Here is a 13,764-nt window from a genome sequence, read left to right on the forward strand (position 1 = left end):
CGGCCGGCCTTCAGCGGCGGCCCTTCTGCATGAACGCGACGATGATGATGACGAAGCCCTGAACGGCAGCGTTGAGATAGACGCTGATCAAGCTCGTCAGATTGAGGATGTTGCTGATCACCGAGAGCAGGATCGCGCCGATGATCGTGCCGGCGATGCTGCCATGGCCGCCCTTGAGCGCCGCGCCGCCGACAATGACGGCGGCGATCGCCTCTAGTTCCCAGAGCAGGCCGGTCGTGGGCGAGGCCGAGCCCAGCCGCGGCACGTAGAACAGGGTGGCGATGCCGACGCAGATGCCGAGCAGCATGTAGGTCAGCACCTTCACCCGCTCGACATCGACCGCCGCATAGCGCGCCACGGTTTCGTTGGAGCCGATCGCCTGGACATGGCGGCCATAGGTCGTCTTGTTGAGAATGACGGCGCCGATCACCGCCAACACCAGGAAGGCGACGACCGGCAGCGGCACGCCGAGCAGGTTGCCGTAATAGACCGGCGCGTAGAGATCGGAGAGGCTGTTCTCCAGCGTCAGCGCACCGCCATCGGCGAAATAGGTCAGATAGGCGCGGTAGATGCCGAGGGTGCCGAGCGTCACGATGAAGGGCTCGATGCGCCCCTTCGCGATCAGGAGGCCATGCACGAGGCCGAAGGCGGCGCCGAGCACCACCGCCAGGACGGTGCCGGCGACGACCGCCAGCAGCGGCGAGGCGAAGGCGCCGGCCGCCCAGTTGATGAACATGATCACGCAGCCCGCGATCAGCGCCGCCATCGAGCCGACCGACAGGTCGATGCCGCCGAGGATGATCACGAAGCACATCCCGACTGCGATGATGCCGATGAAAGCGGTGCGGGTCAGCACGTTCAGCGCATTGTCGAGCGTGGCGAAATCGCTGTTGAGGCTCGCGCCGACGGCGCAGAGCACGATGAGCCCGATGATCGGCCCCAGGCCCGAGAGGCGCTCGGCCAGCCCCGGCCCGGCCGCATCGCGACGCGGCTGCGCGCTCTGCGCGGTGCCCCCTTCGGCCGCCATCGTTTCAGGCTGCTTCATGGCGCGTCCCCGTGGCATGGGCGATCATCGTCTCTTCGGTCATCAGGGCCCCTTCCACGGTGGCGACGAGCCGGCCGCCGCGCATCACCGCGACCCGGTGGGCAAGACCGATCAGCTCGATCAGTTCCGAGGAGATGACGACGATGGCGAGACCCTTGCGGGCGAGTTCGGCGATCAGGAAATAGATCTCGCGCTTGGCGCCGACATCCACCCCGCGCGTCGGCTCGTCCAGCACCAGCACTTTAGGTTCCGGATGCAACACCTTGGCGAGAGAGAGCTTCTGCTGGTTGCCGCCCGAGAGCGCCCCCGCCCTGACCGAAAGAGAACCGGTGCGAATGCCGAAGGCCTCGACGGCGCGGGCCAGGGCGCTGCGCTCGGCGCGATGGTCGAGAAGCGGCCGGGCATAGCGCTCCAGCGCCATCAGCGTGAGATTGGGCGCGAGCGGAAAGTCGACATGCAGGCCCTTGCCCTTGCGGTCCTCGCTCAGATAGCTCAGCCCATGGCGGGTCGCTTCGCCGAGCGAGCGCAGCGTGACCGGCCTGCCGCCCAGCCGCACCTCGCCCTCGCCGGGCCGCAGGCCCAGGACGCCCTCGAACAGCTCGGTCCGCCCTGCCCCGACCAAACCGGCGAAGCCCAGGATCTCGCCGGGCCGCACCTCGAACGAAACCTCCTGCGCCCAGCCCGGCACGGTGAAGCGCTTGACCGCCAGCACCGGCGCCGCGGCGGCGTCGAAAGGCTCCTTTTCCGGAAACAGATCGGCGATCTCGCGTCCGACCATCATCGTCGCCATGGCATGGCGGCTCAGCGAAGCGGTGGGCGCGCGGCCCACGAGCCCACCGTCGCGCATCACCACCACCTCGTCGGTGATGCGCTCGACCTCGTCGAGCTTGTGCGAGATGTAGACGATGGTGGCGCCGTCGGCGCGCAGGCGCTCGATCAGACCGAAGAGCCGGGCGACCTCGGAGGGCGTCAGCGTCGCGGTCGGCTCGTCCATGATCAGCAGCCGCGCGTTCCGCGAGAGTGCCTTCGCGATCTCGACGAGCTGCTTTTCCGCGACGATCAGCTGGCGCACCGGCGTGTCCGGCGCGCGCTCCAGCCCGACCTGCGCCAGCACGGCCGCCGCTTCGGCCCGCATCGCCGGCTCGTCGAGGAACAGCCCCTTGCGCCTCTCATGGCCGAGGAAAATGTTGCCGGCGATCGTCAGATCGTCCGCAAGGTTGAACTCTTGGTGGATGAGGACGATGCCGTGAGCTTCCGCATCCCGCGAACCGGAGAAGGCGACCGGCTCGCCGCCGATCAGCACGCGGCCCTCTGTCGGGCTTTCATAACCCGAGAGGATCTTCATCAGCGTCGACTTGCCGGCGCCGTTCTCGCCGAGCAGCCCGTAGACCTTGCCCGGTTCCAGACCGAAGGACACGCCGTGCAGCACCTCGACCGGGCCGAACCGCTTGACGATCCCTTCGAAGGCGACCGCGAGGCCGGGCTTGGCGGTCGCTCGCCCGGTGGTCGCTGGCCCGGTACCGGCTGGCGCGCTCATGCCGGGGCTCCGCTGCGCAGCGCGGCGCGCATCGCCAGCACGCCGGCGCCGATCAACCCGGTCTCCGCCCCGAGTGGAGCCGAGGTGATTTCGAGATGGCGGGTCGAGAGGGCGAGCGAGCGCTGATTCACGCTCTGACGGATCGCGGCCAGAAAGAGAGGGCCGATCGCCGCCACGCCGCCGCCGATGAAGATGTGCGAAGGGTTGTAGAAATTCACCAGCGCCGCCAGCACCTGGCCGATCAGGCGGCCGGACAGGCGCACGATGGCGTCGGCCGCCGGATCGCCCTCGCGGCAGGCGGCCCCGATATCGGCCGCGCCGAGGTGGCCCTTGCGCGCGAGCGCTTCCGCGAGCATCGGGCTGCGGCCGCTCTCCGCGGCCTCGCGTCCCATCGCCGCGATCGCAGGTCCCGCCGCCATCGCCTCGACGCAGCCGCGATTGCCGCAGCGACAGAGCGGCCCTTCGGGATCGACCCCGATATGGCCGATGTCCCCGGCCGAGCCCGTGGCGCCCCGATACAGCTCGCCATGGCAGACGATGCCGCAGCCGATGCCGGTGCCGATCTTGATGACCAAGAAATTCTCGATTTGCCGGCGCTGGCGCCAGAGCACACCGAGCGCCATCAGGTTCACATCATTGTCGACGAACACTGGCGCATCGAGGATTTCGCGCAGATCGTCGCGGATCGCATAGCTGTCCCACCCAGGCATCAGCGGCGGATTGACCAGCTGGCCGGCAGCGAAGTTCACCGGGCCGGGCACGCCGATTCCGACCGCGATGATGCGGTCGCGGGCGATGCCGTTCTGCGCCAGCATGGCCGGGATCAGCGCCCGCAGACGCGCCATGATCGGGCCGGGACCGGCCTGGACGTCCGCCTCCTGCGAATGGCGGGCGATGACCGAGAGGTCGGGCTGCAGCAGCGCGATGTCGAGGCTGGTCGCACCGATGTCGATGCCGATCAGGACGCCAATACGCCCATGGATGCGCAGCGTCTCCGGGCGTCGTCCGCCGGTGGAATGCTGGACGCCGGCCTCGTCGAGAAGCCCCTGGTCGATCAGCCCCGCAGCCAGCGCGTTGGTCTTGCTGCGGGAGAATTGCAGCGTGTCCGCCAGCGCATGGCGCGCCGCGCCGCCGGACCAGAAGGCGGCTTCCAGCACGGCAAGCTCGTCCGGACCCAAGCTCTCCCAAGGCTGTGCGATGACGGCCTCCCGCGTTTCCCGATCGGCCTTTTCGCGGCCGTTGCCGAGAGCTAGCCACTGCCTGCTGAAGCCGACAAGACCGAACTTCGGCCCGATTCAGGCGGAAGATCCGCGAATGTCGGGGCCGATCCGCCGGGCTGCCGAGCTGGACCCGGCGAGCGCAGCGCTTCATCCTCCCGTTCGGAGGATGACGATGGCGAAGACGATGCACGGCCCCGCGATCTTTCTGGCGCAGTTTGCGGGCGATGCGCCCCCATTCGACAGCTGGGCCTCGATCACGCGCTGGGCGGCCTCGCTCGGCTATCGCGGAGTGCAGCTGCCTTCCGGCGACACGCGCCTGTTCGACCTGAAGAAGGCGGCTCAGTCACAGGATTACTGCGACGAGGTCGCAGGCGTGGCGCGCGAGAGCGGCATCGCCATCACCGAGCTTTCGACCCATATCCAGGGCCAGCTCGTCGCGGTGCATCCGGCCTATGACGCCGCGTTCGACGTCTTTGCGCCGGAGGCCGTCAGAGGCAGGCCCGCGGCGCGGCAGGAATGGGCGGTGGAGCAGATGAAGCTTGCGGCGCAGGCGTCGCGGCGGCTGGGGCTCGGCGGATCGGTCTCGTTCACGGGTGCGCTGGCCTGGCCGTTTCTGTACCCTTGGCCGCAGCGCCCGGCCGGGCTGGTCGAGGAGGCCTTCGGCGAGCTGGCGCGGCGCTGGCGGCCGATCCTCGACGTCTATGACGAACACGGCGTCGATATCGGCTTCGAGATCCATCCGGGCGAGGATGTCTTCGACGGCGCGACCTTCGAACGTTTTCTTGAGCGGCTCGGCGGCCATTCGCGCTGCCGGATCAATTACGATCCCTCGCATTTCCTGCTGCAGCAGCTCGATTATCTCGCCTTCATCGACATTTATCACGAGCGCATCAGCGCCTTTCATGTGAAGGACGCGGAGTTCCGCGCCACGGGCCGGCAGGGCGTCTATTCCGGCTTCGCATCCTGGATCGAGCGCGCCGGGCGCTTCCGCTCGCTCGGCGACGGGCAGGTCGATTTCAAGGCGATCTTCTCCAAGCTCGCGCAGTACGGCTTCGGGGGCTGGGCCGTCCTCGAATGGGAATGCCCGCTGAAGCATCCCGAGGACGGGGCTCGCGAGGGAGCGGCCTTCATCGCCGATCACATCATCCGCGTGACCGAGACAGCCTTCGACGATTTCGCCGGGGGCGGCGATAGCGGCCTGGCGCGGCGGATGCTGGGCCTCGACGGGGACGGCGGCGCACGGCGCTGACAGACGGCGCCTGCCGGGCCGGGCTGAAGCCCTCCCGCACTCGCTGCTCGACTCTAGAGCTTTGCCTTGGTGCTGCGCGGTGTCGCCAGCAGCAGGTTCGTCTCGCTCGCCGTCACGCCGGCGATCAGCCGGATCTGCCGCAGCACCCTGTCGAACTGGATGAGGTCGGCCGTGGCGAGTTCGACGACGAGATCCCACCGGCCATTGGTCGTGTGGATCGCGGAAACTTCGCTGAAGCCGCTCAAATTCCGGATGACCGCATCGGTGCCCTGGCCGCCGACCTCGATCAGCATGATGCCCCGGACGGGCTGTTCGATCGCGTCGGACCGCAGGATGACGGTGAAACCGACGATCTCGCCCGCTTTCGTCAGCCGGTCCAGCCGCGCCCTCACCGTGGCGCGGGTCGTGTTCAGGTCTTGGGCCAGGTCCGAGATGCTCCGGCGTCCATCATGGCGAAGCGCGGTGATGATCCGACGATCGAGAGAGTCCATGACTTACCAGAATGAGCAATTAGGTTAACCAATATGGTACAAACCCGATGCGGATTGCTCAAGATGCCTTCTTCCGGCCGCCGCGCGAACGGTGTCCAATCAAGGGAGCAGGAGGCGGCGCATGACATGCAGGTCGATCGGATCGGCGGTCGAGGCCGGCACCGTCCTCTGTCGCGCCAGCCAAGCCGCGTGAGAGCCATGACAGCCAAATTGAACGTCGTGCCCTTCGTCAGCGTCGATCGCATGATGGCCCTGGTCCATGAGACCGGGGTGGAGCGATTCCTCGCCGAACTCGCGGCCTATATCGAGGAGGATTTCCGGCGCTGGGAGACCTTCGACAAGACGCCCCGCATCGCGTCGCACAGCCATGACGGGGTGATCGAGCTGATGCCGACCAGCGACGGCCAGCATTACGGCTTCAAATATGTCAACGGGCACCCCAAGAACACCCGTGACGGCCTGCAGACGGTGACCGCCTTCGGGCTGCTCTCGGACGTCTCGACCGGCTATCCCATCCTGCTGACCGAGATGACGATCCTGACGGCGCTTCGCACGGCGGCGATGTCCGCCCTGGCCGCCAGGTATCTCGCCCCCTCGGATGCCACATACATGGCCATCATCGGCAATGGCGCCCAGTCCGAATTCCAGGCCCTGGCCTTCAAGGCCCTTCTCGGCATCCGGGACATCCGCCTCTTCGACGTCGACGCGCAGGCGACGCGCAAATGCGCCGCCAACCTCTCGCGTCATGGCTTCGCCGTGACCTGCTGCGGCAGCGCCATGGAGGCCGTGGAAGGGGCGCAGATCATCACCACCGTGACCGCCGACAAGCAGTTCGCCACGATTCTCTCGGAGAACATGGTCGGCGCGGGGATCCATATCAACGCGGTCGGGGGAGACTGCCCCGGCAAGACGGAGATCCAGCGGGAGGTGCTGCTGAAGTCGTCGATTTTCGTCGAGTACCCGCCGCAGACGCGGATCGAGGGGGACATCCAGCAACTGCCTGGGGACCATCCCGTCGAAGAGCTCTGGCGGGTGATCCTCGGCGAGGCGGCGGGCCGCACCAGCCGCCAGCAGATCACGCTGTTCGATTCCGTGGGGTTCGCGATCGAGGACTTCTCCGCCCTGCGATACGTCAACGACGCGATCCGCAGGTCGCAGCGGTTCGACGAGCTGGACCTGATCGCCGATCCAGACGACCCCCGGGACCTTTTCGGCATGCTCATGCGCGCCGAGCTTCCGAAAGCCGCTTAGAGCATCGGAGATCGCGCGGCGCCGCATCCGCTGGACCAGGCTGAGCGGCGAACCGACACGAATTTGCAGGCGCTCGTGACGGGCCGGCCAGCTTTCCGGCCTGATCGGCCCGGTGAGCGCCTCAGCCGGCGGCGGCGAGCATCTGCCGCAGGTCTTCCCGAAGATCTTCGTGATGCTCCAGCCCGATCGAGAGGCGCAGAAGGCCCGGCGGACACTCGGATCCAGCCCCCTCCGTGCTGAGCCGGTGCTCGATCAGGCTTTCGGGCGAGCCGAGCGAGGTCGAATGGCGAAAGACCTCAGCACGGGCGCAGATGGCGGCCGCGGCTGCCGCATCCTCCATTTCGAAGGAGAGCATGCCGCCGAAGCCCCCCTCGAACTGGCGCTGGGCCAGCTGGTGCTGGGGATGTCGGGGCAGGCCCGGGTAATGGACGGCCCGGATGGCCGGCTGGAGCGTGAGCCAGGAGGCGAGAGCCATGGCCGTCCTGGAGACATGCTCCATCCGCAAGGCCAGCGACCGCATGCCCCGCAGCAGGAGCCAGGCCTCGAACGGAGGCAGGATGCTGCCATGGGTTTCGCGGGCGAGGATGATCTCGTCCCAAAGCGGATCGCGACGGGCCGCGACCAGCACGCCCGCGACGAGATCGCCATGCCCGTTCAAATATTTCGTCGCCGAATGCAGCACGAGATCGGCCCCCATCCGCAAAGGGCGGCAGAGCACCGGCGTGGCCGCGGTCGCATCGACCAGCAGCCGCGCTCCATGGCGATGCGCGAGCTGCGAGAGCGCGGCGATATCGGGCACCCGCCAGAGCGGATTGCTCGGACATTCGGCCCAGACGAGGCGTGTCGGCGCCGCTGCGAGACCCTGCGCCGCACGGTCGAGATCGCACAGATCGACCCGCTGGAGTTCCAGCCCGAAACGTGCGGCGAAAGCGGCGACGATCCGTCCGAACTCGTAATAGAGGCCGGTGTCGATGAGCACGCGGTCGCCCGGCCGCAACGTCGCCAGAACGGCCTGCGCCGCCGCGGCGCCAGCGCCGAAGGCGGCTGCGGCGCTGCCGTCCTCCAGCTTGCGCAGAATGGTCTCGACGAGTGCCGCGCCGCTGTTGCCGGAGCGGGCATAGCCTGTTGCGCCGCCATCGCCTGAGCGCCTGTGGGTCACACCGGGCTGGATCGCCGGCACCAGCGCCCCGGTCACCGGATCGGCGACATGGTCGAGCTGGGCGAGGATGGTCGCGGCGTGCATCGAGACGATCGTCCTACGGCGGATCGCCACTTTAGAACGAAATTGTCGATTGTCGATCCTCGGTCGGATTGCGACGGCTAAGGATCTGTGCGAGGTTCCGGTCATCCTTACCGTCCGTCAGAGACGCCGATGTCCGCCGACCGTCTGAACGACCTGTCCCACGCGATCGAGCGCCATGTCGCCGGAATCGAGCCGCAGCTGATCGCCATCCGGCGCGACATTCATGCTCATCCCGAAATCGGCTTCGAGACCGTCCGCACGGCCGAAATAGTCGCTAAGGAGCTTGAGCGGCTCAGGCTTTCTCCGCGCCGCGGTGTCGGCCGGACGGGCGTGACGGCAGAGATCGCCGGCGGAGCGCCGGGTCCGTGCCTGCTGATCAGGGCCGATATGGACGCGCTGCCGATCGAGGAGCGGACGGGCCTGCCTTTCGCCAGCACGATCCCAGGCAAGATGCACGCTTGCGGCCACGATCTTCACACCGCGACGCTGCTCGGCGTCGCCTCGGTGTTGAAGGAGATGGCGCCGCAATTGCGCGGCAGTGTCCGTCTCGTCTTCCAGCCGGCCGAGGAAACCGTTGAGAGCGGCGCGGAGGCGATGGTCGCCGATGGTGCGGCCGAGGGTGCAAGCGTCGCGCTCGCTTTCCACAACCGCCCGGAAATGCCGGTCGGGCGCTTCGGCTATGTGCGCGGCGCCTCGACGGCCTCCAGCGACGAGTTCGACGTGATCGTGCGCGGCAAGTCCGGCCACGCCGCCCGGCCGCATTCGGCGCTCGACCCCATCGTCGCCGCATCGGCCATGATCATGCAGCTTCAGACCGCGATTTCGCGCGTCATGGACCCCACGCGCTCGGCCGTGCTGACGGTCGGCCATATCCAGGGCGGCGCCACCCACAACATCATCCCCGACAGCTGCCTCTTCCAGGGCACCGTCCGCTGCCGCTCGGCCGAGAGCCGCGACAGGATGGAAGAGACGTTCCGGCGCATCTGCGAAGGCGTAGCGGCGGCCATGGGCGTGAGCTGCGAGATAGACTACAAGCGCGGCGCGCCGGCCCTGGTCAATGATGATGGCGTGGTCGATGCCGTCATCGGCTCGCTCACCTCCCAGTTTGGCGCGGAGCGGATCGACCAGCTGGAAGGCCGCTTCGGCGCCGAGGATTTCTCCTATTTCTCCGAGCGGATCCCATCCTGTCAGATGCTGGTGGGTTCGTCCCAGCCGGGCCGCGACGACCGGGTCCACAACTCCGATTACCAGCCCGACGAGCGCTGCATCGGCCTCGGCGCCGCCGCGCTCGCCCGCACAGCGCTCGACATCCTGTCCTGATTCCGCCGCCGCTTAGACAAGGCACTGGAGACCTCGCCATGACGATCACCCGTTCGGATTTCCTCAAGCTCGGCCTCGGCGCCGCCGCCGGCCTTGCCCTCGGCGCAGCCCCGCGCGCCGCCGCCGCCAAGGAGTGGAAGCTGATCCGCGTCGCCACCGAAGGCGCCTTCCCTCCCTACAACATGCATGCGCCCGATGGCCGGCTGATCGGGTTCGAGCCCGATCTGCTGCAGGAGCTGTCGGCCCGCATGGGGATCAAATGCGAGATGATCGCGCAGGCCTGGGACGGCATGATCGCCGGCCTCACCGACGGCAAATACGACGCCATCATGGATGCGGTCTCGATCACGCCGAAGCGTGAGGAGGTCATCGCCTTCTCGCGGCCCTACGCCTCCGCCGGCTCGGGCTTCGCGATCATGAAGGAGGGCAGCATCAAGTCGCTGCCGGGCACGGGTTCGCCGCGCGTCCCCTTCGCCGATGAGGCCGCCGCCAAGAAGGCGATCGACGAGCTGGCGAAGGCGCTGACCGGCAAGACCGTCGCCGTGCAGGTTTCGACCATCCAGAACGACGTCCTCAACCGCTACTTCAAGGATGTGGTGACGGTGCGCACCTATTCCTCCGGCCCGGACACCTTCCTCGATCTCAAGAGCGGCCGCGTCGACGCGGTGATGGCCTCCCAGATCAACATCCAGGCCAGCGCCAAGAAGTCGAATGGCGAGATGATCCAGTCAGGCTATCTCTTTACCGGCGGCCTGCTCGGCGTCGGCTCAGCGGTCGGCCTGCGCAAGGGCGACCCGGAGCTGAAGGAGATGTTCGACAAGGCGCTGAAATCGACCATCGACGACGGCACGCTGAAAAAGCTCGCGCTGAAGTGGTTCGAGATGGACATCACCCCCGCGAGCTGATGCGCGCGGGCGAAACGGGATGGATGACAGCCTGACATTGCTGGGCTTCGGCCCGGAGGGCTGGGGCCATGCGCTGCTGAACGGCGGGCTGACGACGCTCGCCGTCTCGGCCTGCGCCTTCGTGCTCGGACTGGGGCTCGGCACGCTTCTGGCTTGGGCGCGCATCGCCGGCTCGGCCACGCTCCAGCGCTTCGCGCAGGGCTATGGCGTGGTGATGCGCGGCATTCCGGACCTGCTCGTCATCTACCTGTTCTATTTCGGCGGCCGTCAGATCGCGTCGGCCGTCGCCAAGCAGTTCGGCCATGTCGGACCGGTCGAGATCAGCGGTTTCGCTGCCGGCTGCCTCGCGATCGGGCTGCTCTCAGCCGCGACGCAGGCCGAGGTGCTGCGCGGCGCCTATCAGGCCCTCTCGCCGGGCACGCTGGAGGCCGCGCGCGTTACCGGCATGCGCCGCTGGACGATGTTCCAGCGGATCATCGCGCCGCTGGCCCTGCGCACCGCCCTGCCCGGCCTCGGCAATCAGTGGCAATCGGTCATCAAGGAATCGGCCCTGGTCTCCGTGACCGGCCTCGTCGAGACGCTGCGCGCCGTCACGGTGGCGGCCAATTCGACCGAGCTGCCCTTTCTGTTCTTTCTCGCCGGCGGGGCGATCTATCTCGCCATCACCACCCTCTCGGGTTTCGTGTTCCGCATCGCCGAATGGCGCGCGATGCGGGGCCAGCCCGCCGCGACCGGGCGAGGCTGAGGCATGGATTTCGCCTTCATCGCCCAGACGTTTCCCAAGCTGATCGCCGGGCTGCCGCTGACCCTTCTGCTGGCCGTGCTCTCGCTGCTCGGCGGCGGGCTGCTCGCGCTCGGCCTCTCCGGCCTGCGCGCCACCTCCTGGCTTGGCGCGCGGTTTGCCGATTTCTATGTCTATGTCTTTCGCGGCACGCCGCTGCTCATCCAGATCTTCCTGATCTATTACGGGCTTGCCCAGTTTTCGGCCGGGCGCCATTCCGTGCTGTGGCCGCTGCTGCGCGAGCCTTATATCTGTGCGCTGCTCTCGCTGATGCTGAACGACGCGGCCTATACATCCGAGATCCTGCGCGGCGGCCTGCGGGCCGTGCCGGCCGGCGCGATCGAGGCGGCGCGCGCGGCGGGAATGACGCGGCTGACGATGCTGCGCCGGATCATCCTGCCGCTGGCGTTCCGCCAGGCTCTGCCGGCCTATGGCACCGAGATCACCAGCATGGTGAAGGCGACCTCGCTCGCCAGCGTGGTGACGCTGATGGAGATCACCGGCATCGCGCGGGCGGAGGTCTCGGAGACCTATCGTGCCGTCGAGATCTTCCTGTGCGCGGCGGCGATCTATCTCGTGCTCGTGACGGCGATCGCCAGGGCGGTCGATCTGCTGGAACACCGCCTCACTCCTTACCGCCGCCCGACCAGCGCCCGGAGCGTGGCATGAAGCCGATCACGGTCAAGCTGACCCACATCCGCAAGAGCTTCGGCGGACAGGAAGTCCTGCGCGGCATCGATCTGACCGCCCGAGACGGCGACGTCACCGCCATCATCGGTGCCAGCGGTTCGGGCAAGAGCACGCTGCTGCGCTGCATTCCGCTGCTCGAGATCCCGGATCAGGGGGAGATCGCCGTCGGCGACGCGCAGATAGGCCTTCGATCGCCCGGGCATCGTTTCTCGCGCGCCGAGCGCGAGACCGTGCGCCGCCTGCGCGGCCAGCTCGGCTTCGTCTTTCAGAGCTTCAATCTCTGGCCCCATATGACTGCGCTGCAGAACGTCATGGAGGTGCCGCTGCATGTGCAGGGGCGCCCGCGCGCCGAATGCCGCGAGGAGGCCGAGGCGATGCTCGCAAAGGTCGGGCTCTCGGACAAGTTCGACGCCTGGCCGGCCCATCTCTCCGGCGGCCAGCAGCAGCGCGTCGCCATTGCGCGTGCGCTCGCGATGCGGCCCCGCGCCCTGCTCTTCGACGAGCCCACCTCGGCGCTCGATCCGGAGCTGGTCGGCGAAGTGCTGCGCGTCATCCGGGCCCTGGCGGAGGAAGGCCGCACCATGCTGATCGTCACTCACGAGATGGCTTTCGCCCGAGAGGTCTCGAACCACGCGATCTATCTGCAGGATGGGCGGATCGAGGAAGAGGGACCGCCGGCGCAGATCTTCCTCGACCCGCAGTCGGAGCGGACCCGGCGCTTCGTCGGCATGCAGCGCGGCGGCTGAGGTCTTCGCCATGGCCCTCCAGGACGACCAGCAACCGATCGAGCGGCTCAGCCTTGCGGACGCGGCGATGCGCCGACTGCGCGACGAGATCGTTCGCGGGCGGCTGGCGCCCGGCGAGGTGCTGACCGAGATCGCTCTGGCCGGCAGGCTCGGCGTCGGTCGCGGGACGGTTCGCACGGCGCTGTTCGCGCTGGAAGCCGACGAACTGGTGGTTCGGGCGCCTTACTCCAATTGGCGCGTCGCCGGTCTGGACGATCAGGTGATCTGGGAGATCTACACCCTGCGCGAGGCGATGGAGGGGCTGGCCGCGCGCATTCTCGCCGAGCGCGACGAGCCGCAGGCGAAAGAGCTGCTGGCGGTGGCCTTCGCGCGGCTGGCGCCGGCGGAACAGGGGTCCATCGACGATCGTGTCGCGGCCGATCTCGGCTTTCACAGGGCGATCGTGGACGCGACCGGCCACCGCCACCTGATCAAGCGCTATGGCGCGCTCTCGACCAAGATGGAATGGCTCTATCGCTGGTCGGAAATGCATTGGCCGGCGCGCTTTCCGCTGGAAGCGGATCATCGCGCTCTCTTCGACGGCGTCACCAGTGCCAGCCCGGACGAAGCCGAACGCGCCGTGCGCGCCCATATCGACCCCAGCCTCGCGGCCGATCTCGACGGCTATCGCGCCATGGTCGCGGGGCGCGGCGCCGCGCCTGACACAGCAACCGGAAAGAACGATCGGCAATGACGGACAGGGTGATCGTTCTGGATGGCGGCATGGGCCGCGAACTCAAGCGCATAGGCGCGCCGTTCCGCCAGCCGGAATGGTCCGCGCTGGCGCTGATGGAGGCGCCGGAAACGGTCGTCGCGGCACACCGCGCCTTCATCGAGGCGGGCGCCGAGGTCATCACCACGAACAGCTATGCGGTGGTGCCCTTTCATATCGGCGAGGAGCGCTTCGGGCAGGAGGGCAAGCGGCTCGCCGCCTTGTCGGGAGAACTGGCGCGCCGCGCCGCCGATGAAGAAGCGCAGCGCAGCGGCCGCAGGATCGTCGTGGCCGGCTCACTGCCGCCGCTCTTCGGCTCCTACCGCCCCGATCTCTTCGATGCCGCGCGCGCCCCCGCGATGCTCGCCGTCCTGGTCGAGGCGCTGTTGCCGAGCGTCGACCATTTCCTGGCCGAGACGCAAAGCTGCATCGCCGAGGCGCTGGCGGCCTGCCAGGCCGTGCGCGCGACCGGCAAGCCGATCTGGGTCTCCTTCACCCTGCGCGACGAGATCGCCGCTGGCGAGGGGCCGAAGCT

14 protein-coding genes are annotated in these 13,764 nt (G+C 68.0%); 9 read left to right on the plus strand and 5 right to left on the minus strand.

Features of this window, described 5'->3' with window-relative positions:
* Positions 1 to 10 precede the first annotated feature (10 nt).
* Genes ACOJTB_RS18720 through ACOJTB_RS18730 form a run of 3 tightly spaced genes read right to left on the minus strand, consistent with a single transcriptional unit; the run spans position 11 to position 3,739 of the window.
* On the minus strand, positions 11 to 1,045 hold the full coding sequence (locus ACOJTB_RS18720) for an ABC transporter permease (protein ID WP_420104032.1): 1,035 nt from the start codon (positions 1,043 to 1,045) through the stop codon (positions 11 to 13).
* On the minus strand, positions 1,032 to 2,582 hold the full coding sequence (locus ACOJTB_RS18725; RefSeq protein WP_420104033.1) for a sugar ABC transporter ATP-binding protein: 1,551 nt from the start codon (positions 2,580 to 2,582) through the stop codon (positions 1,032 to 1,034). The genes ACOJTB_RS18720 and ACOJTB_RS18725 overlap by 14 nt, the downstream gene beginning before the upstream one ends.
* Positions 2,579 to 3,739: an ROK family protein gene (locus ACOJTB_RS18730; protein WP_420104034.1), complete on the minus strand. Its 1,161-nt coding sequence runs from the start codon at positions 3,737 to 3,739 to the stop codon at positions 2,579 to 2,581. The genes ACOJTB_RS18725 and ACOJTB_RS18730 overlap by 4 nt, the downstream gene beginning before the upstream one ends.
* A gap of 235 nt (positions 3,740 to 3,974) precedes the next feature.
* Between ACOJTB_RS18730 and ACOJTB_RS18735 the strand changes: the two genes are divergently transcribed.
* Positions 3,975 to 5,051 (plus strand): sugar phosphate isomerase/epimerase family protein, encoded by a 1,077-nt coding sequence (locus ACOJTB_RS18735; RefSeq protein ID WP_420104035.1) that lies wholly within the window; start codon positions 3,975 to 3,977, stop codon positions 5,049 to 5,051.
* A 53-nt stretch (positions 5,052 to 5,104) separates the two neighbouring features.
* Here ACOJTB_RS18735 and ACOJTB_RS18740 read toward each other — a convergent pair whose 3' ends face one another.
* Complete coding sequence (locus tag ACOJTB_RS18740) at positions 5,105 to 5,542, minus strand: Lrp/AsnC family transcriptional regulator (RefSeq protein WP_420104036.1); 438 nt, start codon at positions 5,540 to 5,542, stop codon at positions 5,105 to 5,107.
* Between the two features lie 198 nt (positions 5,543 to 5,740).
* Here ACOJTB_RS18740 and ACOJTB_RS18745 point away from each other — a divergent pair, with 198 nt between their 5' ends.
* Positions 5,741 to 6,793 carry an ornithine cyclodeaminase gene (locus ACOJTB_RS18745; protein ID WP_420104037.1) on the plus strand — a complete coding sequence of 351 codons (1,053 nt, stop codon included), beginning with the start codon at positions 5,741 to 5,743 and terminating at the stop codon, positions 6,791 to 6,793.
* 121 nt (positions 6,794 to 6,914) lie between these two features.
* Here the strand turns inward: ACOJTB_RS18745 and ACOJTB_RS18750 are convergent, their stop codons facing one another.
* Entirely contained in the window at positions 6,915 to 8,036 is a 1,122-nt protein-coding gene (locus ACOJTB_RS18750) for a trans-sulfuration enzyme family protein (protein WP_420104038.1), read from the minus strand.
* A 129-nt stretch (positions 8,037 to 8,165) separates the two neighbouring features.
* Between ACOJTB_RS18750 and ACOJTB_RS18755 the strand changes: the two genes are divergently transcribed.
* The 7 genes from ACOJTB_RS18755 to ACOJTB_RS18785 all read left to right on the plus strand — a co-directional run.
* Positions 8,166 to 9,356, plus strand: coding sequence for a M20 metallopeptidase family protein (locus tag ACOJTB_RS18755; RefSeq protein ID WP_420104039.1), 1,191 nt, complete (start codon positions 8,166 to 8,168; stop codon positions 9,354 to 9,356).
* A 38-nt stretch (positions 9,357 to 9,394) separates the two neighbouring features.
* Entirely contained in the window at positions 9,395 to 10,261 is an 867-nt protein-coding gene (locus ACOJTB_RS18760; protein WP_420104040.1) for a transporter substrate-binding domain-containing protein, read from the plus strand.
* 19 nt (positions 10,262 to 10,280) lie between these two features.
* Positions 10,281 to 11,006 (plus strand): ABC transporter permease, encoded by a 726-nt coding sequence (locus tag ACOJTB_RS18765; protein ID WP_420104041.1) that lies wholly within the window; start codon positions 10,281 to 10,283, stop codon positions 11,004 to 11,006.
* Positions 11,007 to 11,009: 3 nt separating this feature from the next.
* Positions 11,010 to 11,711: an ABC transporter permease gene (locus tag ACOJTB_RS18770; RefSeq protein WP_420104042.1), complete on the plus strand. Its 702-nt coding sequence runs from the start codon at positions 11,010 to 11,012 to the stop codon at positions 11,709 to 11,711.
* Positions 11,708 to 12,478, plus strand: coding sequence for an ABC transporter ATP-binding protein (locus ACOJTB_RS18775; RefSeq protein ID WP_420104043.1), 771 nt, complete (start codon positions 11,708 to 11,710; stop codon positions 12,476 to 12,478). Before ACOJTB_RS18770 ends, ACOJTB_RS18775 begins: the two co-directional genes overlap by 4 nt.
* 10 nt (positions 12,479 to 12,488) lie before the next feature.
* Positions 12,489 to 13,211 carry a GntR family transcriptional regulator gene (locus ACOJTB_RS18780; RefSeq protein WP_420104044.1) on the plus strand — a complete coding sequence of 241 codons (723 nt, stop codon included), beginning with the start codon at positions 12,489 to 12,491 and terminating at the stop codon, positions 13,209 to 13,211.
* Positions 13,208 to 13,764: homocysteine S-methyltransferase family protein (locus ACOJTB_RS18785; RefSeq protein ID WP_420104045.1), on the plus strand; the 557-nt coding region annotated here is incomplete at its 3' end. The genes ACOJTB_RS18780 and ACOJTB_RS18785, both read left to right, overlap by 4 nt.

It is taken from the genome of Allobosea sp., from assembly GCF_048595345.1.
Classification (GTDB): domain Bacteria; phylum Pseudomonadota; class Alphaproteobacteria; order Rhizobiales; family Beijerinckiaceae; genus Allobosea.

What these genes read in the sequence shown, in the direction of transcription:
- ACOJTB_RS18775 (WP_420104043.1), top strand. Translation starts at nt 11,708, where the DNA reads ATGAAGCCGATCACGGTCAAGCTGACCCACATCCGCAAGAGCTTCGGC.
- ACOJTB_RS18780 (WP_420104044.1), top strand. Translation starts at nt 12,489, where the DNA reads ATGGCCCTCCAGGACGACCAGCAACCGATCGAGCGGCTCAGCCTTGCG.
- ACOJTB_RS18745 (WP_420104037.1), top strand. Translation starts at nt 5,741, where the DNA reads ATGACAGCCAAATTGAACGTCGTGCCCTTCGTCAGCGTCGATCGCATG.
- ACOJTB_RS18740 (WP_420104036.1), bottom strand. Translation starts at nt 5,542, where the DNA reads ATGGACTCTCTCGATCGTCGGATCATCACCGCGCTTCGCCATGATGGA.
- ACOJTB_RS18755 (WP_420104039.1), top strand. Translation starts at nt 8,166, where the DNA reads ATGTCCGCCGACCGTCTGAACGACCTGTCCCACGCGATCGAGCGCCAT.
- ACOJTB_RS18750 (WP_420104038.1), bottom strand. Translation starts at nt 8,036, where the DNA reads ATGCACGCCGCGACCATCCTCGCCCAGCTCGACCATGTCGCCGATCCG.
- ACOJTB_RS18725 (WP_420104033.1), bottom strand. Translation starts at nt 2,582, where the DNA reads ATGAGCGCGCCAGCCGGTACCGGGCCAGCGACCACCGGGCGAGCGACC.
- ACOJTB_RS18720 (WP_420104032.1), bottom strand. Translation starts at nt 1,045, where the DNA reads ATGAAGCAGCCTGAAACGATGGCGGCCGAAGGGGGCACCGCGCAGAGC.
- ACOJTB_RS18770 (WP_420104042.1), top strand. Translation starts at nt 11,010, where the DNA reads ATGGATTTCGCCTTCATCGCCCAGACGTTTCCCAAGCTGATCGCCGGG.
- ACOJTB_RS18765 (WP_420104041.1), top strand. Translation starts at nt 10,281, where the DNA reads ATGGATGACAGCCTGACATTGCTGGGCTTCGGCCCGGAGGGCTGGGGC.
- ACOJTB_RS18735 (WP_420104035.1), top strand. Translation starts at nt 3,975, where the DNA reads ATGGCGAAGACGATGCACGGCCCCGCGATCTTTCTGGCGCAGTTTGCG.
- ACOJTB_RS18760 (WP_420104040.1), top strand. Translation starts at nt 9,395, where the DNA reads ATGACGATCACCCGTTCGGATTTCCTCAAGCTCGGCCTCGGCGCCGCC.